Origin of the sequence: Gilliamella apicola (assembly GCF_000599985.1) — a bacterium.
Taxonomy (GTDB): domain Bacteria; phylum Pseudomonadota; class Gammaproteobacteria; order Enterobacterales; family Orbaceae; genus Gilliamella; species Gilliamella apicola.
Genome location: NZ_CP007445.1, coordinates 1,158,669 through 1,179,376, shown reverse-complemented (window position 1 = coordinate 1,179,376; position 20,708 = coordinate 1,158,669). Strand labels below are relative to the sequence as shown.

At 33.6% G+C, this 20,708-nt stretch carries 19 protein-coding genes; 13 read left to right on the top strand and 6 right to left on the bottom strand.

Features of this window, described 5'->3' with window-relative positions; genetic code table 11:
- Window positions 1-176: 176 nt before the first annotated feature.
- On the bottom strand, window positions 177-596 hold the full coding sequence (bamE, locus tag GAPWK_RS05325) for an outer membrane protein assembly factor BamE (protein ID WP_025315235.1): 420 nt from the start codon (window positions 594-596) through the stop codon (window positions 177-179).
- 211 nt (window positions 597-807) lie between these two features.
- Between bamE and GAPWK_RS05320 the strand changes: the two genes are divergently transcribed.
- Window positions 808-1,419 (top strand): FKBP-type peptidyl-prolyl cis-trans isomerase, encoded by a 612-nt coding sequence (locus GAPWK_RS05320; RefSeq protein WP_025315234.1) that lies wholly within the window; start codon window positions 808-810, stop codon window positions 1,417-1,419.
- Between the two features lie 32 nt (window positions 1,420-1,451).
- On the opposite strand, the gene GAPWK_RS05315 is transcribed toward GAPWK_RS05320, so the two are convergent.
- Entirely contained in the window at window positions 1,452-2,651 is a 1,200-nt protein-coding gene (locus tag GAPWK_RS05315; protein WP_202961691.1) for an MFS transporter, read from the bottom strand.
- A 137-nt stretch (window positions 2,652-2,788) separates the two neighbouring features.
- Here GAPWK_RS05315 and dapB point away from each other — a divergent pair, with 137 nt between their 5' ends.
- The 6 genes from dapB to tamB all read left to right on the top strand — a co-directional run bounded on the left by dapB (window position 2,789) and on the right by tamB (window position 10,946).
- On the top strand, window positions 2,789-3,610 hold the full coding sequence (gene dapB, locus GAPWK_RS05310) for a 4-hydroxy-tetrahydrodipicolinate reductase (RefSeq protein WP_025315232.1): 822 nt from the start codon (window positions 2,789-2,791) through the stop codon (window positions 3,608-3,610).
- 10 nt (window positions 3,611-3,620) lie between these two features.
- A complete protein-coding gene (gene tadA / locus GAPWK_RS05305; protein ID WP_051516238.1) occupies window positions 3,621-4,109 on the top strand; it encodes a tRNA adenosine(34) deaminase TadA in 489 nt (162 codons plus the stop codon).
- A 134-nt stretch (window positions 4,110-4,243) separates the two neighbouring features.
- Window positions 4,244-4,783 carry a hypoxanthine phosphoribosyltransferase gene (gene hpt / locus GAPWK_RS05300; protein WP_025315230.1) on the top strand — a complete coding sequence of 180 codons (540 nt, stop codon included), beginning with the start codon at window positions 4,244-4,246 and terminating at the stop codon, window positions 4,781-4,783.
- 46 nt (window positions 4,784-4,829) lie between these two features.
- Entirely contained in the window at window positions 4,830-5,282 is a 453-nt protein-coding gene (locus tag GAPWK_RS05295; protein ID WP_025315229.1) for a WapI family immunity protein, read from the top strand.
- Window positions 5,283-5,449: 167 nt separating this feature from the next.
- Window positions 5,450-7,132 (top strand): autotransporter assembly complex protein TamA, encoded by a 1,683-nt coding sequence (gene tamA, locus GAPWK_RS05290; protein ID WP_080692434.1) that lies wholly within the window; start codon window positions 5,450-5,452, stop codon window positions 7,130-7,132.
- Between the two features lies 1 nt (window position 7,133).
- Complete coding sequence (gene tamB / locus GAPWK_RS05285; protein ID WP_025315227.1) at window positions 7,134-10,946, top strand: autotransporter assembly complex protein TamB; 3,813 nt, start codon at window positions 7,134-7,136, stop codon at window positions 10,944-10,946.
- A gap of 341 nt (window positions 10,947-11,287) precedes the next feature.
- Here tamB and mnmD read toward each other — a convergent pair whose 3' ends face one another.
- A complete protein-coding gene (gene mnmD, locus GAPWK_RS05280) occupies window positions 11,288-12,007 on the bottom strand; it encodes a tRNA (5-methylaminomethyl-2-thiouridine)(34)-methyltransferase MnmD (protein WP_025315226.1) in 720 nt (239 codons plus the stop codon).
- An 89-nt stretch (window positions 12,008-12,096) separates the two neighbouring features.
- Here mnmD and GAPWK_RS05275 point away from each other — a divergent pair, with 89 nt between their 5' ends.
- The 6 genes from GAPWK_RS05275 to GAPWK_RS05250 all read left to right on the top strand — a co-directional run bounded on the left by GAPWK_RS05275 (window position 12,097) and on the right by GAPWK_RS05250 (window position 17,117).
- Window positions 12,097-12,828 carry a 1-acylglycerol-3-phosphate O-acyltransferase gene (locus tag GAPWK_RS05275; protein ID WP_025315225.1) on the top strand — a complete coding sequence of 244 codons (732 nt, stop codon included), beginning with the start codon at window positions 12,097-12,099 and terminating at the stop codon, window positions 12,826-12,828.
- Between the two features lie 3 nt (window positions 12,829-12,831).
- Window positions 12,832-13,605, top strand: coding sequence for a methyltransferase domain-containing protein (locus GAPWK_RS05270; RefSeq protein WP_038517242.1), 774 nt, complete (start codon window positions 12,832-12,834; stop codon window positions 13,603-13,605).
- A 320-nt stretch (window positions 13,606-13,925) separates the two neighbouring features.
- Window positions 13,926-14,852 (top strand): ADP-glyceromanno-heptose 6-epimerase, encoded by a 927-nt coding sequence (gene rfaD / locus GAPWK_RS05265; protein WP_025315224.1) that lies wholly within the window; start codon window positions 13,926-13,928, stop codon window positions 14,850-14,852.
- 15 nt (window positions 14,853-14,867) lie between these two features.
- Window positions 14,868-15,917 carry an ADP-heptose--LPS heptosyltransferase RfaF gene (rfaF, locus tag GAPWK_RS05260; RefSeq protein WP_025315223.1) on the top strand — a complete coding sequence of 350 codons (1,050 nt, stop codon included), beginning with the start codon at window positions 14,868-14,870 and terminating at the stop codon, window positions 15,915-15,917.
- Window positions 15,917-16,879, top strand: a complete 963-nt coding sequence (gene rfaC, locus GAPWK_RS05255) for a lipopolysaccharide heptosyltransferase RfaC (RefSeq protein ID WP_025315222.1) — start codon at window positions 15,917-15,919, stop codon at window positions 16,877-16,879. The genes rfaF and rfaC overlap by 1 nt, the downstream gene beginning before the upstream one ends.
- Before the next feature lie 37 nt (window positions 16,880-16,916).
- Entirely contained in the window at window positions 16,917-17,117 is a 201-nt protein-coding gene (locus GAPWK_RS05250; RefSeq protein ID WP_025315221.1) for a YaeP family protein, read from the top strand.
- Here the strand turns inward: GAPWK_RS05250 and GAPWK_RS05245 are convergent.
- The 3 genes from GAPWK_RS05245 to trmA form a co-directional block, all read right to left on the bottom strand.
- Complete coding sequence (locus GAPWK_RS05245) at window positions 17,110-18,513, bottom strand: heavy metal sensor histidine kinase (RefSeq protein ID WP_025315220.1); 1,404 nt, start codon at window positions 18,511-18,513, stop codon at window positions 17,110-17,112. The genes GAPWK_RS05250 and GAPWK_RS05245 overlap by 8 nt on opposite strands.
- Window positions 18,500-19,186, bottom strand: coding sequence for a heavy metal response regulator transcription factor (locus GAPWK_RS05240; RefSeq protein WP_025315219.1), 687 nt, complete (start codon window positions 19,184-19,186; stop codon window positions 18,500-18,502). Before GAPWK_RS05240 ends, GAPWK_RS05245 begins: the two co-directional genes overlap by 14 nt.
- Before the next feature lie 363 nt (window positions 19,187-19,549).
- Window positions 19,550-20,647, bottom strand: a complete 1,098-nt coding sequence (gene trmA, locus GAPWK_RS05235) for a tRNA (uridine(54)-C5)-methyltransferase TrmA (RefSeq protein WP_025315218.1) — start codon at window positions 20,645-20,647, stop codon at window positions 19,550-19,552.
- Window positions 20,648-20,708: the final 61 nt, after the last annotated feature.

The following is a 20,708-nucleotide window of genomic DNA, read 5'->3' as shown; positions in this document are numbered from 1 at the left end:
GTAGCTTTGTTTAATACTATTATTAAGTTTAGATTGTCTTTATAACAATCTATCATATATGTTTTACTGAATTAAATAAAAAAAGAAAAAACTCGCGACACATCTCCACGAGTTTTTTCTTGCTTGTACTTAAAAGATGATCAAAATGGCAATTAACGTGAAGTATTAGAACATTATTAATCACCAGAATCAGAGTCATCATCAGATTGTATGCCAATACGATCTGATATTTCTTGTTTATTCATTTCTTCCAAGGATTTTGAACCGTCCAAGGCTGAAACTTTAATATCCGTCACTATACCCATTTCATTAAAGTAAATAGCATACGTTCTTTGACTAATACTTTCATGTTGTGGTTGTTGACGGAAAACATAATACCAAACGTTATCACCAAAAATAGAAGTTAACATCGGTGCACCCAAAATAAAGACAACTTGATCTTTAGTTTGACCCACTTTCAATAAATCAATTGCTTCTGGTGTTACATAATTACCTTGATTGATGTCAGGTCGATACACCCAATGATCAACGGCTGAACAACCAGTTAATAAAATACTAGTTAAAATTGCAAGCGAGGTAAATTTACGAAACGGCATCTACACTTAACCTATTTTGAGAATATAATGGCGCATATTATCGCTGATATTTTAGCTGAGTGCTAGCCAAATTAATAAATTCTTTACCAATTGTGTAATAAAACAGTAATCACACGTTGACAATGTAAATTACTGCTTGACATTTATTTGCTTATCTACAAACTAATTAGCTTATTTATAAATTCGATCCATTAACCATTAAAGGTAAAAAATGAAATTAGAAACGATTGATCAAAAGGCAAGTTATGCTATAGGTTTACAAATTGGCCAACAATTAAAAGATTCTGGTCTAAGTAATCTAGATCTCAATGCATTAAAATTTGCAATGGAAGATGTATTATCAGGTAATCAACCTGCGCTCCCTCTGCAAGAATTACATGATGCCCTACGCCATGTACATGAACAAGCAACTAAAGAAAAGGCTAAACAAGCCGAAAAAATTGCTCAAGAAGGCAAAGATTTTCTTGCAGAAAATCTAAAAAAAGATGGCATTAAATCGACCGAATCTGGTTTACAGTATGAGATCATTACTGTTGGTGAAGGCGCGTTACCAAAAGCAACTGATCGTGTACAAGTTCATTATTCTGGCCAATTAATTGATGGCACTGTTTTTGACAGTTCTATTGAACGTGGTCAGCCTGCTGAATTTCCTGTTAATGGTGTGATACCTGGTTGGGTTGAAGCGTTACAACTTATGCCCGAAGGTTCTAAATGGCGTTTGTATATTCCGCAAGAACTCGCATATGGCGCACAAGGCGCAGGTGCTTCAATCCCTCCTTATAGTGCATTAATTTTTGATGTTGAATTATTGAAAGTTCTATAAAAATAATGGACGCTTTTGCGTCCATTTACTTTTTAGTTGTGATGAGTTTTTGGTAAGAAATAAGAGCTAAATGCAGCGATAAACAATAGTAAACTTGCTATACCAAAAGCAACAAGATGGGTATGTAAATTATCATAAGCCCAACCGCCTAACCATGAACCAATCATAGCCCCGATTTGGTGACCTAAATAAGTTAATCCAGAAAGTAATCCTACAATTTTTACACCATAAATATCTGCGGTAATCGCTCCTGAAGTGGACAAAGCACCAGCCCAAACTAATCCTCCTAACATTGCAATAGTAAATAGTTGCCATTCATTTGATGCTAAAACCAAAGCAATAAAACCGATGCCTCTAACTAAATAAACCATTACTAAAATATTTTTTCTTTGGACAATATCTGAAAGATACCCTAGCGCTAATGTACTAAATATAGCGACAAAACCAATCATACCAATTGCATTAGAACTCACCATTTCATTAAATCCATGGTCAATAAGCATTGGAACACCATGTGTTCCTAATAAATTCATACTAAAACCACAAGTAAAAAGACCAAAACTAAGCTGCCAAAATGGTATAGTTTTTAATACTTCGATAAGTTTTATACTGGATTGTGGCTCTTGTACATTAGCTTGATTAAAATCAATTATATCTGTATGTTGATCTTTCATTATAATTAGCGCAACTGGTACGGCTATAATCATAAAAAGAACAGAAAACCCAACTAAAGTGGTTTGCCAACCATATACAGGAATGAAAAAAGCAAACACAGGTAGCATCACAGCTATTCCAGCCATACTTCCTGATGATAGAATAAATAATGCTAATCCTCTATGTTTGTAAAACCATTTTGTCACAATAGGTGTAAAACTAACTGAACCAACAAACGATGTGCCAAATGATAATGCAATGCCAAATGAAAAAAGAAAATTCCAATAATCACGAGACACCGCCGACCAAATAGTTGAAAAAATGATTATCAGGGTACCAAGCAATAGAACAAAGCGAGTACCATATTTACCAACCAAATAACCAGCTATTGGCATAGCAATACCCGAAAAAAGCATACCAATAGCAATAACTCCAGAAAGGACACTGCGACTAAAACCAAGATCGTTAGCAATAGGTAGAAAAAAAACACCCATGCTCATTCTAAGTCCGCTGGAAAGCAATGTTAAAATTGATGCAGCAACAACAATATTCCAACCAAAATACCATGAAAAACGCATAATCATTCCTAACTATTTTTTATAGTTACCCCACCCACTTTAATCTCATTTTAGTTAAGCACTGTATATAAGTCATTTTATTTCCGTTATAATAAATAATAATTATAGACAATAGGCAAAAGTGTAAGGAAAGTTATATGTCTAAAAATATTATTCGTATCGCTATAGCTGGCGCTGGCGGTAAAATGGGACGACAACTTATTCAATCTGTTGCGCAAATTAATGGCGTGACATTAGGTGCAGCATTTGAACGTGAAGGCTCATCTCTCATTGGCTCTGACGCAGGCGAACTTGCTGGAATTGGCGTTTGTGGAATAAAAGTAACCGACAAACTGGAGCAAGCTAAAGATCAGTTTGACGTACTCATAGATTTTACCCGCCCCGAAGGTACATTGAAACACTTAGCTTTTTGTGTCGAAAATAAAAAAATGATGATCATTGGAACGACTGGCTTTGATGATGCAGGCAAACAAGCAATTATTGATGCTGCAAAGCAAATTAGTATTGTTTTTGCTGCTAATTTTAGCGTTGGTGTAAACTTAGTACTTAAGTTACTTGAAAAAGCGACTAAAATTATGGGCAGTTATAGTGATATCGAAATCATCGAAGCACATCATCGTCATAAAGTTGATGCACCGTCAGGCACCGCTTTAGCTATGGGCGAAGCAATTGCTGATGCCCTGAATTGTGATTTGAAAGATCGAGCTGTTTATTGTCGTGAAGGACATACTGGTGAACGTCCTGAAGGAGCCATTGGCTTTGCTACCATTCGTGCAGGTGATATTGTTGGCGAACACACCGCTATCTTTGCTGATATTGGTGAACGGGTTGAAATTAGTCATAAAGCATCTAGCCGTATGACCTTTGCTAATGGTGCAGTGCGCGCAGCATTGTGGCTTGCCAAACAACCTATTGGTTTATATGACATGCGCGATGTCCTTAATTTAAATAGCTTATAACATTTATAAAATGTTAGATGAAGTTTGGATGCGACATGCACTTATGTTAGCTAAAAAAGCTGAAGAAATTGGAGAAATTCCTGTTGGTGCAGTTATTGTTGACGAAAATAACAATATTATTGGTGAGGGATTTAATCAATCAATTCTGACGCACAACCCTACTGCTCATGCTGAAATGATAGCATTGGCCAGCGCAGGGGAGTATTTAAAAAACTATCGTTTAATTAATACCACCCTGTATGTCACATTGGAGCCCTGTATCATGTGTGCAGGTGCCATTATTCACAGTCGTGTTAAACGTGTTGTCTATGGTGCAAGTGATTATAAAACAGGTGCTGCGGGTTCGTTAATTGATGTTCTTGCACATCAGGGAATTAATCACTATGCTGAAGTAACTGGGGGCGTGTTAGCAAATGAATGTGGTAATATTTTAAGTGAATTTTTTAAAAAACGACGTTTACAAAAAAAAGCACTTAAAAAATGTTGCCAAGAAGTTTGAGGTTAACTATACGTTTCAGTAAAAAACAATTATTTTTATTAGGTTAATAAAAAATCACCTTCTTATTCTTTTTAGCCAGGAAAATTGCTAAAATCTAGTTCGATTTATTTAAAAAGTTATTTTGAGCACAATTAATGAAAAAACACACATTAGAAATGATGATATCTGAACAAGATATCAAAAAACGCGTAATTGATTTAGGTTTACAAATTAGTCAAGATTATAAAGATAGCCAAAACGAACTTGTTTTAGTTGGACTTTTGCGAGGTTCATTTATATTTATGGCCGATTTAAGTCGAGCAATCACCGTTGGTCATGAAGTCGATTTTATGACTGCATCAAGTTATGGTAATGCGGTTGTTAGTAATCGCGATGTCAAAATTTTAAAGGATTTGGATGAAGATATCCGCGATAAAGATGTATTAATTGTTGAAGATATTATTGATACGGGTAATACACTAAGTAAAGTGATGGCAATCTTAAAATTACGTCACCCACGTAGCATTGAAATTTGCACTTTACTTGACAAACCGTCACGTCGAGAAGTAAATGTACCAGTGAAATACATCGGCTTTTCTATTCCAGATGAGTTTGTAGTTGGCTATGGTATTGACTATGCTCAGCACTATCGTCACTTACCTTATATTGGTCATGTAACATTACTTGACTCTTAATTAAGGATTAGTTTTAAAATTTAAAAAAGCCAGTAAGGACGAATAAATGATCAAGTTAACAGATATTACAAATACAGTAAATTTACAATTTGGTATCGTCGGTTATGAGTTCCCTGACAGCAAAGATGATTGGTGTTTACTAAAAGTCATCGTCCAACAAAGCGGTAATCGGTTTGAAAAAACCGATCCTGCTTTAGAAATCGCTGATTTACACACACTATACAATTGGTTTAATGATTTATCAAAAAGCCGATTACCAAGTGATGCTATGTTAGATTTTACAGAGCCTTGCTTTTCGCTTGCATTCATTTCTTATAAAAATCAAATGGTAACAATTTCAATTACACTTAGTTGTGAGCTTAAACCAGATTTTTGCTTTGATGCTTCCTATGATTTACAAAATGATTGGACAATTGTTTTTGAATTATCTAAATATAACCTAGTAAGGATACTTGAAAACCTAAAACAATGGATCGAAAAATATCCTTCTCGAATATAATATTTGAAGAGAATTTACTTTATTTTACAAAGCGTATCATAGACGATGAAACAGCAAGTATGTTAAATTTATAGACAATAACAAACCCATAACAGATCCCAAAACAATTTCTAAAAAACATTGAGGTGTTTGTGCCACGATTTTCCCATTTATTATGTTTCGTTTTAATGATAGCTACAGCATATTCTTATGCTGATATGAAGTTATCAATTAAAGGTTTATCTGGGGAACTTGCTGATAATGTGGATGCCCGCATTTCATTAATTGAACCAAATAAAATCAATAATTCACCTAATTTTAAGCGTTATTTTGAAAGCGAAGCACAAAAGGCCCTTCGCGCGTTGGGATATTACTCCCCAAGTTTTGAATATTTTGAACAAGATCCTAAAGTATTAACTGTTAAAATTTCGCCTGGTGTACCAGTATTAGTTGAAGAACTTAACATAAATATTACTGGGGAAGGTGAACAAGACAAAGATTTTAATGAACTGTTAGAACATGACTTGCCTAAAAAAGGCGATATTTTAAATCATGGTAGTTACGAATCTTTCAAAAAAGCATTGCTTAATTTATCGTTAGAAAAAGGATATTTTGATGCTAATATGTCAAAACATCAGTTAGCTGTATCAAATTACGAACACCAAGCTTTTTGGAATATTGATTTCAATACTGGTCAACGTTACAAATTTGGTAAAGTTAGTTTTCCAAATGTGAAAATTCGTAAAGATTATTTGGCAAATTTAGTGCCATTTAAAGAAGGTGAAAAATATACGGCAGAACAGCTATCTATATTAAACAGACGTCTTAATTCAACTAACTGGTTTAATTCTGTTCTTGTTACACCAGACTTTCCTCATCTAAGTGACGATAAAACGCTCCCCATCGAAGTGACAACTTCACCACGTAAAAGAAATAGTATGGATTTAGGGTTAGGATATTCAACGGATAATGGCGTACATGGTAAGATTGGTTGGAGTAAACCTTGGATTAATAGTCGTGGGCAAAGTTTTCAAAGTGATTTATCCCTATCATCACCCGAACAAATGATAACCATGAGTTATAAAATACCATTAAAACAATCACCTTTAGAGCAATATTATACTATCCAAGGCGGTTATAAAAAAATTGACAATAATGACACATACTCGCGTTCTTATACTTTTGGTGCATTGCGCAATTGGGATCACTTTGAAGGATGGCAAACAGCCCTAGGAATAAATATGTTACGAGATGATTTTACCCAAGGTTATTCAAGTTATAAAACATTTCTATACTATCCTTCACTTAGTCTTTCACGTATTCGAAGTGACGGTAACTTATTAGCTATGTGGGGTGACTCCCAACGTTATTCAGTTGAAGCCGCTGCAGAATCGTTAGGGTCTGATATAAATTTAGTTCGTTTTCAAGCTCAACAAACTTGGATCCGTTCATTAAAAGAATCTCATCGATTTATTGTCAGAGGGAACTTTGGGATAATTAGAGCAAGTAATTTTGATAGAGTGCCACCTTCTTTCCGATTCTTTGCTGGTGGTGATCGAAGTATTCGTGGTTACAGTTACCAATCAATTTCGCCAGAGGATAAAAAAGGTAAGCTTAAAGGTGCTTCTAAACTCATTACCGGTTCGGCAGAATATCAATATAATTTATCTGGTTCATGGTGGGGAGCACTATTTGTTGATAGTGGTGAAGCCATAGATAAAGTTGATAAAGCAAAATTTTATACAGGTAGTGGATTTGGAATTAGATGGTCATCACCTGTAGGTCCTATAAAATTAGATCTGGCGACCCCATTAAACAGAAAAGATAAAGGCTCTATTCACCTATATATTGGTTTAGGAAGCGAATTATAAAATGTCTGAAAATGCTAATCATGACTCAGTTACTGAAAATTCAAAATCAAAAAGAAAAGGAAAATGGAGAAAACGCAGTATTATCATACTGTCTATTTTCATCTTTCTAATTACATTTATCACGCTGATAATTTACACCAGTTTAGGTGTAAAAATAACAATGTTCGCATTAAATAAATATCTGCCTGAACTCAAAATTCAACAAGTTGAGGGATCGTTTCATAATTTACATATACAAGGACTTTCTTTAGATTTAACTGGAGTCCATGTTGGCGTTGAGGATGCTTCTGTGAAGTTATCCGGTTTATGCTTAATACAGACCAAGATCTGTTTAAAAAAATTTGATGCAAAAGGGATTAATGTTCAGATTGATACTAAACAATTTGAATATTCAGAAAATGATGTTGCAGATACAATTGTTGATGAACAACGTTTTATTATCAAAACACCGTTACCGATTGAATTAAAAACTACACAGCTAAACAATGTCAAAGTGAATGTTGATGATATGCAATTCGGTATGTCAAGTTTTACAGGTAAAGCGATATGGGTTAATGAAAAAATTTACGTATATCCTTCGGTTGCTATGGATTTGAGTGCAGTTTTTTCTGATAACACATCACCTCAAGAACAAAAAGCAGAAAATAATTTACCAATTAATGAACAGATTAATCAATTATTTAATGAACCATTGATTCATTATTTACCTCAAGTAAGTATTCCATTAGACATTAATGTTAGTAGCTTAACTGGAGATAATTGGTTATTACATATCGGAGGGGAAGATTTTCGCTTTAATCAAGTTACCATTAAAACTGATATGGTAAACAACCATATTATGGTAAAACAAGTTGATACCAATATACAAACGCCTTATCTAAATGGACATGCATTGGTTAATGGTGAGATCACACTTGGTGATGATTGGCCTCTAGTTGCGTTTATTAAAGCTGATACAAAAGAAAACCATTTAGAGGGACAATTTACTGGTAACTTATTAGGTAAATTAACAACTCATACATCTGTTACAGGATTGAATGAACTTAATATCGATGGTCATATTAATTTCATCGAGAAATATTTACCAGTTATGACCAAATTAAGTGGTAAACATATTCAATGGCCTGTAGAGGGAACTGCTCAATATCAACTTAATAATTTTGACCTAGCGATTGATGGTAATGTGGAACAATATAATTTATCAGCTAAAGGCTCTGTAGCTGGTGAAAATTTACCTTCAACAACATTTGATATTGCAGGTAATGGTACTAACCAAGGAGCAACATTTAACCGAGGAATCATCAATTTACCACAAGGTCAGATTGCAGCATCAGGAAATGTGAATTGGCAAAATTCACTGCAATGGAATACTAATGTGAAACTTAATCAAGTTGATCTAACAAAAGAGTTACCTGAATATCCAATAAAATTAAATGGTAAACTTAATACAACGGGGAAATTAGCAGGTGAAACTTGGCAATTCAATGTTACCGACCTTGATCTAAAAGGTAAAATTAAACAAGCTGATTTTTCGGCTAACGGTAATTTACAAGTTGATTCTAAATATAATTTGTCAGCAAATAATCTGGTAGTAATTTGGGATAAAAATCAAATAAATGTAGAAGGATCAACGGAAAAGGCTAATTTAAATGCAAAACTTAATCTAACATCTTTAGCATTATTGGTTGATGAAATGCAAGGCTCAATTTTTGGTAACATTAAAATGGCTGGGACAAAATCAAATCCTGTCATTGATACAAATTTGACCATAGATGCATTAAAGATACCAAATATCTCAATATCTAAAGCAAATTTAGCCGGTAAAATACATTATCAAGACCAATTAAACTTACAGCTAAAACTCATTGGACACAATATTGAAGTTGCAAACCAAGTAATAAAAAAAGCAGATATTGATCTTGTGGGTAATGAAAGTAAACATACTTTAAATATTGATCTTGATGGTAATCCTGCATCATTTAAAACATCATTAACGGGAAAAATAGACAAAGACCATACAAAATGGAGCGGCAATATATCTAATGCACTATTAAATTTTGGTAATAATAACCATTGGTCATTAACTCAGCCTTTGATATTAACTTATGACTTAAATCAGCAAATACCTACTGTTAGTGCCCATTGTTGGCACAATAACTCATCAAACATTTGCTTAGATAAGCCATTAGCACCTGCACCTAATACTCAAACGACAATAACGTTGAAAAATATTGATTTGGCTAGGCTACCTATACCTAATGATGGAGAAACAAAACTTGCTGGTACAGTAAATGGTAAAGCAGAGATTAAATTCGGAAATAGCAATAAAACTCCTGCTATTAAAGCTTATATAACCAGTAATACAATTTTTGTTCAACAGATGGTAGCAAATCAAGCTTTACCTATTCCATTTGATTTATTCAATATTAATGCTGAATTTAATGAACAACAGGCCAAATTGGATTGGCATTTTAGTCTGAAACAATTAGGAAAAATTAATGGAGATCTGGTTATTACTGATCCGAATAATCAGAAAAAATTAAGCGGTCAATTGATTATTGATAATTTGGCCTTGGCAATACTTAACCCATTATTAGATAAAAATGAATATACTAAAGGTGCCATTAATGGAGCAGTCAAATTTTCTGGTTCGTTAATGGATCCTTATCTAACGGGTAATATCAATCTTAAACAAAGCGAAATAAAATCGAATCAATTACCTATCGACATTAAATCAGCAACGGTTGATATAAAATTGAATGGTAAATCATCAAGCTTACAAGGTGTTCTCAAGACTCAATCAGGTAATGTGGATATTAACGGTAATGCAAGCTGGCAAAATTTAGATAAATGGCAGGCTAATTTAACGGTTAATGGTGCAGCAATGCAGGTAACGGTTCCACCGATGATTGTTATGAGTATTGTTCCTGATATCAAAATTAACGCAACTCAAGATGAGTTAACCTTATTAGGTAAAGTAAATATACCAAAAGGTAAAATAACTGTTGATTCACTGCCTGCATCAAGTATAGATGTATCACCAGATGAAGTGATGCTAGATAGAAATGGTAATCAAATAGAACAACAAAAATTCGGTATGAAAATCAATAGTCATCTTGAAATTAACATCGGGGATGATGTTTCTGTTGATGCATTTGGTTTAAAAGCTAAACTAAAAGGACATTTAGTTGCTACTCAAACTAATAAAGGTTTAGACCTACATGGTGAAGTATTAATTCCTAGTGGACGGTTTCATGCTTATGGTCAAGATTTAATTATTCGTAAAGGTGTGATTACTTTTTCAGGACCTAGCGATCGCGCCCAACTTGATATTGAAGCAATTCGTAACCCAGATTCAATGGATAAAAATAATATTACAGCAGGAATTCGGGTAACTGGTTCATCGGAGGATCCAAGAATTGACATCTTCTCAGACCCGACAATGTCTCAGCAAGAAGCACTATCTTACTTAATCCGTGGACAAGGTCTTGATAACTCAGATCAGAGTGAAAACGACATGATGACAGCATTATTAGTCGGAATCGGTACATCCAAAACGGGCAAATACATTGGTGATATTGGTAATATATTTGGGATTAAAAATCTTACTTTAGATACTCAAGGCGCTGGTGATAGTTCTAAAGTGGTCGTAAGTGGCTATATTTTACCGCATCTGCAACTTAAATATGGAGTGGGTATTTTTGATTCTTTGGCAACTTTTACATTACGTTATAGACTTATGCCAAGTCTTTATTTAGAAGCAACATCGGGGTTGGCTCAAGCATTAGACGTAATTTATCAATTTGAATTTTAAATATATTAATCAAAGTTAAGGCAAACTATAAAATTTATGAATGTTGGCGGATTTGAAAATAATGCATCTAAATGTTAACAACATGATATAAAGATTAGATTAATTGGTTTTTATCTTTATTAAAATTGCTCTGAAAAGCTAATTTTAGCATTTATAATTAGTTAAACCCCATCTTAAAATGGGATTTAACTTTCTATTTATTCATAAATTTTTTATAAAAAATATATCCAATTTCATATCACTATGAGTATCTCTAGCTTGACTATAAGGATATTATTTAAGAATTGAACGTTCAAATTTAGATTTTTCACTTAATTTTATGTTTTGTGAAAGAAACAAGACTATATGATTTTATTACCGATTAACATTTCACGCTTTATACCAAATCCCTTACGTTTGGAAACATTAAATCCAGCATTAACTAAGTTACGACGTACAAATCCTGCAGCAGTAAAAGTCGCAAACGTACCATTAAGTGCTGTTAATAAATAACATTTTTTAAACAAAGATTCTGACCACATATCAGGGTTTTTAGCTGGCGAAAATCCGTCAAAAAACCAAGCATTAATCAATATATTCTGTTTTTTTAGGAAATCCGGAAAATAGCTAACATCATCATAAAAAATAGACAATGTAATGCTATCGAACTGGCAGATGTTTTTACCTTCACTTAAACTGGTTTGCAGTTGTAATGCTAACTTTTGTAGACATTTATCTGTCTTTAATACATTAAAATGTATTTGCAGTAATTCTTCTGGCAACAATGGAAATTTTTCAACACTAAAAAATTTAAGTTTTTTAAGAATATGATCTGGATATTGATTTCTAAAATTCAAAAATGATTGCCATAAAATCAAAAAACTAAGACCTGAACCGAAACCTGTTTCACCCACTATAAATGTATCTTGCTCATGGTGTAAAAAACGTTGATACAAATCATTACCTTCAATAAACACGTAACGGGTTTCGTCAATGGCTCCTTCCGTATTAAAATATACATCATCAAAATATGTTGAAATTGGAGTTTGATTTTCGTCCCAAATAATCGTTGATCTGTGCATAAACATCCCATAGACGGCGTTATTTTTACAAACTGTATATTAACATTGATTATGTATATAATACGCCAAGTTAACTTATGAGGTAAATTATGGTTTTTCTTTTTCGCTTAATTTTTGTCGTCATCACAGGAATTATTATTTGTGTTTTAGGGGTGATTTTTTGCTTATTCAATCCAAGAAATCCTAATAATGTAGCTAGATTTGCCCATTTATTCAGTTTTTTATTCCAACCTATATTTGGTGTAAAAGTTATTACACGCCCCTATTCAAAGATTAGTAATATGGGAAGCTGTGTTTATATTGCTAATCACCAAAATAATTATGATATGGTTGTTGCTGCTGAAATTGTACAACCGAAAACCGTTACTGTTGGCAAAAAAAGTTTAGCATTGATTCCATTTTTTGGACAACTCTATTACCTTACAGGTAATATACTCATTGACCGTAACAATAAATCAAAAGCACGCGATACCATTGAACAAGTGGTTAGAGAAATTCAAGATCGTGGTATTTCTATCTGGATGTTTCCTGAAGGAACGCGTAGCCGTGGTCGAGGATTGTTACCTTTTAAAACAGGTGCTTTTAAAGCAGCAATAGCTGCTGGGGTACCTATAGTGCCAATTTGTGTATCAGAGACAAATAATATTAAGTTAAATCGTATTAATAATGGGCATATGATTGTTGAAATGCTCGATCCAATTGAAACTAAAAATCTTCACAAAGAAGATGCCAAATCATTAATGGAACAGTGCTATGCGCAAATGTCTAATAAAATAGCGGAAATCAATGCTGAAGTACAACAACTTAATAGTCAAAAGTAATTTATGAGTAAACAAGATCGCAATTTTGATGATATAAGCAATAAATTCGCACAAAATATTTATGGCACAACCAAAGGGCGAATTCGTGAAGCGGTAGTTTGGCAAGAACTTGAAAATATCTTAGCAAACTATCCTTCACATAAACCGCTAAATATCCTTGATGCTGGCGGTGGACAAGGTCAAATTGCTTGTAGACTGGCTAAACTTGGCCATAATGTTACAATTTGTGATATTTCGCAACAAATGCTTGAACTAGCAAAACAAAAGGCTAGCGAAGAAAATATTGAAATCAATTGCCTTTGCTGCTCAATACAACAACTTCATACTTTATTTGAAGAACAGTTCGATATTGTTATTTGTCATGCCGTGTTAGAATGGGTTGCTGAACCAATTGAATTAATCCAATCATTAAAAAAACACTTAAAAGCAGATGGTTATTTATCATTAATGTTTTATAACTATCATGGACTGCTATTTAAAACAGTCACATTGGGTAATTTTGGCTATACACAAGCCGGTCTTGCAAAACGCAAAAAAAAGACTCTTTCTCCTGATTTTCCAAGAGAGCCTAAAGATGTCTATTATTGGCTTACCCAGTTAGATTTTATTATTTTACAAAAAATAGGAATTCGTATTTTCCACGATTATCTAGCGAATAAGTCTAAGGCTGAAACTCATTTTGAACAACTACTTGAACTTGAAAAACAATATTGCCGATCTGAACCTTATCTTAATTTAGCGAGATATATTTTAGTCACAGCGAAAAAAATTAATTGATAAACAAATTAACGATATCAAAATGGTTATAACTTATTTTATAGGTCATATCCTGATTATTTAAAATATTCGGTCGATTTAAAAATGTTAATTTAGGTAACATTCAAGACATGACCAAATCATTGTCGTAGCAAATAATATTTAACTAACTGAACTTATTCATATTTTATCAACCATCATACAAATGGTTGCGCAAATAGTTGTTATATTATGTTGAGAGTTTTCAACGCTTGCTAGCCTTGAAAATTAATCATCACTCGAAAAATTTGTCATAAATCGGTATTATAAGTAGATTCATTTTATTGGTTAAGGAATTAAATATGATCGTTGTAACTGGCGGTGCTGGATTTATTGGTAGTAATATTGTTAAAGGGTTAAATGAACAAGGACACAAAAATATTTTAGTGGTCGATGATTTAACCGATGGCACTAAATTTAGTAATTTAGTTGATTTAGATATCGCTGACTATATGGATAAAGACGAATTTATCTCATTAGTGATATCGGGAGAAGACATGGATATTGATGTTATTTTTCATCAAGGAGCTTGCTCATCTACCACAGAATGGGATGGCAAATTTATGATGGAAAACAACTATCAATATTCAAAAGATTTGTTAGATTGCTGTTTAGATCTTGATATTCCATTTTTATATGCATCTTCGGCTGCTACTTATGGTGGACGCAGTGATAATTTCATTGAAGATCGCGCTTATGAAAAACCATTGAATGTTTATGGTTATTCTAAATTTCTGTTTGACCAATATGTAAGACAAGTTCTACCTAAAGCTAAGTCACAAGTTTGTGGATTCCGTTATTTTAACGTCTATGGACCACGTGAATCACATAAAGGTAGCATGGCAAGCGTGGCATTCCATTTAAATGAACAAATTACCAAAGGTGAAAAACCGAAACTATTTGCAGGTAGTGATAACTTTAAACGCGATTTTATTTATGTAAGTGACGTTGTTGATGTAAATTTATGGTTCTGGGAAAATAAAGTTTCAGGTATTTTCAATTGTGGCACAGGTCGAGCTGAATCATTCCAAACCGTAGCTGATGCTGTAGTTAATTATCATAGAAAAGGGGAAATAGATTATATCCCGTTCCCAGATAACCTAAAAGGACGATACCAAAGCTTTACTCAAGCTGATCTCACTAAATTTAGAGAGACTGGATGCCCAATTGAATTTAAAACTGTCACTGAAGGTACAACTGAATATATGAAATGGCTTAACGAACAATAGAAAGGAATTGATAAGATGAAAACACTCATTATTGGTCCTTCATGGGTTGGTGATATGATGATGTCACAAAGCCTATATCGTACTTTAAAGCAGCTTGATCCTAATAATGAAATTGATGTTATGGCTCCAGCATGGAGCCGGGCTTTATTAAATAAAATGCCAGAAGTCAACCAAGCGCTTGAGATGCCAATAGGTCATGGTGAGTTTGCTTTCATTAAACGTCGTCAAATAGGTAGATCATTAATAGCTAATCATTACGATCATGCTATTGTTTTGCCAAACTCTTTTAAGTCTGCACTTATTCCTTTTTTTGCCAAAATTCCTAAACGAACGGGCTGGAAAGGTGAACTGCGTTATGGATTATTAAATGATATTCGCAAACTTGATAAATCCGCGTTTCCTTTGATGGTTGAGCGCTATGTTGCTCTTGCTTATCCAAGAGATCAAATTCATTCAGCAAAAAATCTACCACAACCACTATTGTGGCCAAAATTGAATGTTGAGCAAAAAGAAATCGATGAGGCATTAACCTCTTTTACGATACCACAAGATGAACCATTAATTGGTTTTTGTCCTGGTGCTGAATTTGGACCAGCTAAACGTTGGCCAGATTATCATTATGCTACACTTGCCGATATGTTGGTTAAACAAAATGCTAGAATTATAATTTTTGGTTCAGCCAAAGATCGAGAAGTTGGCGATCAGATTATTGCTCAAATGGTGCATAGTGATAAATGTATCAACTTAGCAGGTCAAACTAAGCTTGAACAAGCTGTTGGTATAATCGCGGCTTGTAAAGCCATAGTGACCAATGATTCAGGTTTAATGCATGTTGCAGCTGCACTAGATAGACCATTAGTCGCATTATATGGTCCAAGTAGTCCAGAGTTTACACCGCCATTATCAGATAAAGCTGAAGTTATTCGTTTAATTACAGGTTATCATCGTGTTCGTAAAGGCGATACAGAACAAGGTTATCATCAAAGTTTGATAGATATTAAACCTGATAGAGTATTTGAAACTTTGATGAATCTTATTATGCGTAGCAAAAAGAGTAATAGATAATGCGTGTATTAGTTGTTAAAACATCTTCAATGGGTGATGTACTGCATACCCTACCAGCATTAACTGATGCAGCGAATAACTTATCTGATATTACTTTTGATTGGGTAGTTGAGGAAAGTTTTGCTCAAATACCTAGTTGGCATTATGCCGTAAATAATGTAATACCTGTTGCTATTAGACGTTGGCGCAAAAGTTGGTTTGCAAAAAATACTCGCCAAGAACGCCAAGCGTTTATCCAAACCCTTAGGCAACAAGAATATGATTGTATTATTGACGCGCAAGGACTCATTAAAAGTGCATTTCTTATAACTCGTAAAGCACGAGGCATAAAGCATGGTTTGGATCGTCAAAGTATTAAAGAGCCCATTGCCAGTTGGTTTTATGATGTGAAGCATGCTATTCCCAAACAAATGCATGCCATTGAACGAGTTAGAATGTTGTTTGCCCAAAGCTTACAATATACATTACCAGATTCAATGGGCGATTATGCTATTGCCCGCCATTTTTTATCATCTTTACCTAGCGATAATCAGCAATATCTTGTTTTTTTACATGCTACAACTCGAGATGAAAAGCACTGGACGGAAGAAGCATGGAGAAAATTAATTAAGCTAACCGAATCAACGGGATTAAAAATAAAATTACCTTGGGGAGCCGAGCACGAACAGCAAAGAGCGATTCGCCTTGCACAAGGTTTTAAGCATGTCGAAGTATTACCTAAACTATCACTATCTGATGTTGCAACCGTTATTGCTGGAGCGAAAGCAGTAGTTTCTGTTGATACAGGTTTGAGTCACTTAACCGCTGCATTAGATCGCCCAAATATCACTCTATTTGGTCAAACCGATCCAAAATTAATCGGTGGTTATGGCAAAAATCAATTTAGTATAATTTCACCTGAAAAAAACATGCACACTATTCAAGCTGAGCAAGTACACCAACAGTTAGCTCAATTTTTATAATAGAAATAATGATTACGAAAAAATAGGAAACCTTTTAATGAATAAATATTGTGAACTCATTCGTGAAAAATATGCACAAATTGGAAGTAATGAACTAGGTTATATTGAAGATGCCTTAGGAGCAGTAATGTTGGTTCTAAATGAAGTAGTAGATTGCGAACAGGTTCCTCAAGAACTAAAAGATAAAGCCGCCTATGCAGCAGCTAATTTATTAATAAGTGATTATGAGGTTAAATAGCCGTCGGTAGATTGATAATAAAACGGGTTGATTTATCATCAGATTCAACAGAAATCGTCCCTTTATGGGTTTGGATAATTGATTTAACAATTGCCAACCCTATTCCTGCTCCCGAAGTATCATTACCATTACGATGACGAGATTCATCTACTCGATAAAAACGGTCAAAAAGATGGGGTAAATGCCGGCTAGCAATTTTTTTACCTGGATTAGCAATAACAATTTTTACTCTTTTTTCTGAAGTTTGACTTAAGGTAATTGTGATCACTTCATTTTGAGGGGTATAACGAATTGCATTGGATAAAATATTACTTATCGCTCTGCCTAACATCAGTTTATCACCTTGAATATGCGAACAATTACCTTCTAAATTTAACGTGATATTTTTCTCATCCGTAAGTGGTTCGAAATAATCACACATCATGGTAAGCATGTTAAACAAATCTATATCAATAAGGTTTGGCACTAATTGATGATTATCGGCTTGAGCTAAAAAAAGCATATCCGAGATCATTTGTGACATTTTTTCATACTCTTCTAAATTAGAGTATAAAATTTCTCGATACTCTTCAGTGGATCTAGCACTATTCAACACAATTTGTGTTTGAGTTGTTAGATTAGTAATTGGGGTTCTCATTTCATGAGCAATATCCGCCGTAAAGTTACGCTGTCGCTGAAAAACATCCTCCATACGAGTAAGCATTTTATTAAACGCTCTCACTAAGCTAATATATTTAGTTGGTACTGAAGAAGTCGGTATTCGATAATTTAAACTTTTAAGATTAATTCTTTCTATCTTCTTAATGAGTCGATTAATTGGTTTTTGAGTAAAATAAATTGAGATAAATGATCCAATCAATGCCAAAACACAAGAAATAGCGATAAGCAATCCTAAACCACTTCTTAATCGACTAATAAACTCAAGTTGTAAATCGCGACCAACTGCCACAATAGTGGTGTATTGTTTATTATTTTCGACTATCACTCTTGATGCTGCAATTCGATATGATGATTTATTCAAATTAGATATGGTTGTGCCGTGCTGAGCAATAATTTTTTCCAAATTTGCAGGTTTTAAAGCAACAGCAAGGTTAGGTCCACGTGTACGGTAAAGAATTTTACCTGATTCATCAATGATATAAACAAACAAGTGATGATGTCCGGTTAATATCAATAATATGTTTTGAAAAAGCTCATCACGATTATCATTAGGTGAGAAATAAATAAGTTCACGTTCAATTGATGAGATAACTGAATTCAATTCTGATACATTTTGCTGAATGGAAAATTTTTCAAAAGAACTTTCGATAAGATAACTAAAACAATAAAGTAGCCCACAAGTAAGTAGGCAAACAATTAGTGGCAAACGAAATGAAATAATTTTAGTCCGCTTCATCCAATACATCCAATTTATATCCCATTCCACGCACTGTATGAATTAATTTAGGTTCGAATCCGGCATCAATTTTATTGCGTAATCGCCTAATTGCTACATCAATAACATTAGTATCACTATCAAAATTCATGTCCCAAACTTGGGACGCAATTAGTGATCTTGGTAGAACTTCACCTGGATAACGTAAAAAATATTCTAATAACAGAAATTCTTTATTGGTTAAATCAATTCTTTTATCTGCTCGCGTTACAGTTCTTTTAGGTAAGTCCATTACCAAATCAGCAATACTTAATTGATAATTGTTGACTTGTGGGACATTGCGCCTGAGTAAAGATTTTACTCTTGCCAATAATTCAGCAAAAGAAAATGGCTTAACTAAATAATCATCCGCACCTAAGTTCAGCCCTTTAACTTTATCTTCTACACTGCCCATCGCTGTAAGTAACATAATTTGCGTGTCTTTTCCTGCTTCACGCAAAGATTGGACTATTTTCCAGCCAACAATATCTGGCAACATTACATCCAGAATAATTAAATCATAATCTTCTGTCATGGCTCTATGATAGCCATCTAAACCGTTATCAGTTAAATCAACAATAAAACCTGATTCAATTAAACCCTGACGAAGATACTCACCTGTTTTATGTTCATCTTCAACAACTAACAATTTCATTTTGAGTATTTCCTTTGTTATATTATGTGATTATCGAAAATGTATACTGCTGTAGTAGGATATATGAAAAAACCAAATGGTATCATGACATTTTAATGACTATATTGTAATTTTTTGGTCATTAATTCGTTTGTTTAACTTTGTTATAGTACTCACACAATGATTCATGAGGCTAGACATTATTGTTTCATTGTTTTATTTCCTTTCATCCATTCCTTGCAATTTAATGCAGCCCTAGTTTATCTAGGGTTTTTTTTTATCAAAATTAATATTGATGACGATAATTAAACAATAGAGTACTAATTATTTAGTATTAAGCCTAATTATTCTAACAAACTTAATCATTCTTGGGTATGACTATATCTATTTTTTATGCAACACAACACCACTTTCGACATGATCGGTATAAGGGAATTGGTCAAACATAGCAAAATGTTTGATATTATGAGTTTCAATCAATTGCTGTAAATTATCCCGTAAAGAAAGAGGATTGCAAGATATATAAATAATGGTATTGTAACTTTTAAGGATATTAATTGTATCACTATCTATTCCAGCACGAGGTGGATCAACCAACACAGTTTGGCACTGATAATCATCAAGATTGATACCCTGCAATCGATTAAATTCACGTTCTTTTTTAATAGCGCTGGTGAACTCAGCTGCCGATAAGCGAGCAATAATTAAATTATTAATCTCATTTACCGCAATATTATATTGTGCTGAATATACTGATGCCTTCGCTATTTCTGTCGCTAATACTTTACGAAAGTTCTGAGCCAAAGCGATAGAAAAATTACCATTACCACAATAAAATTCAAGTAGATCACCAGACAAACCTTTAGTAACTTCAATAGCCCACTCAAGCATTTTGATATTAACTGCGGCATTGGGTTGAGTAAAACTATTTTCAACTTGACGATAAATAAAAGTTTTATCAAATACTGGTAAGGCCTCATCAACATAATCGACATCAATGGCAATTTTTTGATTACTCGCCCGCCCAACAATATCGGCATTGATTCCTTGCTCGGCAAGTTGTTGCTTAAGTTTATTTGCCTCAGCAATCCAATCATCACCTAACTTTTTATGATATAAAAGCGTAATGAGTAATTGACCACTCAGTGTTGAAAAATAATCTATCTGAAATAGTAAATGACGTAATAATTGGTTGTTCTCAAGCAGTGGTAAAATGGCTTTCATTGCTTGATTAATCAATTTTGTTGCAATCGGAAAATCATCAATTCGTGTGCGCTTTTTCGTTTCTTTATCATACATAATATGATAGATATTTTCACCATCATGCCAAATTCTAAACTCAGCACGCATACGATAATGACTGATAGGAGAACTATAAACTTGTAATTCAGGAAGTGAGAACTCACTAAAAATTGTTTTTAAACGAGTTATTTTATTTTCAAGTTGAAGATTATATTTGTCGATCGAAAAAATTTCAGTCATATTCAGTAATGGGTGATTTTGTAAATTGTTAAAAGATATATTGTCTATTTATAAAGTAACA

What these genes read in the sequence shown, in the direction of transcription:
- GAPWK_RS05245 (WP_025315220.1), bottom strand. Translation starts at nt 18,513, where the DNA reads ATGAAGCGGACTAAAATTATTTCATTTCGTTTGCCACTAATTGTTTGC.
- tamB (WP_025315227.1), top strand. Translation starts at nt 7,134, where the DNA reads ATGTCTGAAAATGCTAATCATGACTCAGTTACTGAAAATTCAAAATCA.
- rfaF (WP_025315223.1), top strand. Translation starts at nt 14,868, where the DNA reads ATGAAAACACTCATTATTGGTCCTTCATGGGTTGGTGATATGATGATG.
- GAPWK_RS05250 (WP_025315221.1), top strand. Translation starts at nt 16,917, where the DNA reads ATGAATAAATATTGTGAACTCATTCGTGAAAAATATGCACAAATTGGA.
- bamE (WP_025315235.1), bottom strand. Translation starts at nt 596, where the DNA reads ATGCCGTTTCGTAAATTTACCTCGCTTGCAATTTTAACTAGTATTTTA.
- GAPWK_RS05295 (WP_025315229.1), top strand. Translation starts at nt 4,830, where the DNA reads ATGATCAAGTTAACAGATATTACAAATACAGTAAATTTACAATTTGGT.
- mnmD (WP_025315226.1), bottom strand. Translation starts at nt 12,007, where the DNA reads ATGCACAGATCAACGATTATTTGGGACGAAAATCAAACTCCAATTTCA.
- GAPWK_RS05315 (WP_202961691.1), bottom strand. Translation starts at nt 2,651, where the DNA reads ATGCGTTTTTCATGGTATTTTGGTTGGAATATTGTTGTTGCTGCATCA.
- GAPWK_RS05270 (WP_038517242.1), top strand. Translation starts at nt 12,832, where the DNA reads ATGAGTAAACAAGATCGCAATTTTGATGATATAAGCAATAAATTCGCA.
- GAPWK_RS05320 (WP_025315234.1), top strand. Translation starts at nt 808, where the DNA reads ATGAAATTAGAAACGATTGATCAAAAGGCAAGTTATGCTATAGGTTTA.
- rfaC (WP_025315222.1), top strand. Translation starts at nt 15,917, where the DNA reads ATGCGTGTATTAGTTGTTAAAACATCTTCAATGGGTGATGTACTGCAT.
- GAPWK_RS05240 (WP_025315219.1), bottom strand. Translation starts at nt 19,186, where the DNA reads ATGAAATTGTTAGTTGTTGAAGATGAACATAAAACAGGTGAGTATCTT.
- tadA (WP_051516238.1), top strand. Translation starts at nt 3,621, where the DNA reads ATGTTAGATGAAGTTTGGATGCGACATGCACTTATGTTAGCTAAAAAA.
- rfaD (WP_025315224.1), top strand. Translation starts at nt 13,926, where the DNA reads ATGATCGTTGTAACTGGCGGTGCTGGATTTATTGGTAGTAATATTGTT.
- hpt (WP_025315230.1), top strand. Translation starts at nt 4,244, where the DNA reads ATGAAAAAACACACATTAGAAATGATGATATCTGAACAAGATATCAAA.
- trmA (WP_025315218.1), bottom strand. Translation starts at nt 20,647, where the DNA reads ATGACTGAAATTTTTTCGATCGACAAATATAATCTTCAACTTGAAAAT.
- dapB (WP_025315232.1), top strand. Translation starts at nt 2,789, where the DNA reads ATGTCTAAAAATATTATTCGTATCGCTATAGCTGGCGCTGGCGGTAAA.
- tamA (WP_080692434.1), top strand. Translation starts at nt 5,450, where the DNA reads ATGATAGCTACAGCATATTCTTATGCTGATATGAAGTTATCAATTAAA.
- GAPWK_RS05275 (WP_025315225.1), top strand. Translation starts at nt 12,097, where the DNA reads ATGGTTTTTCTTTTTCGCTTAATTTTTGTCGTCATCACAGGAATTATT.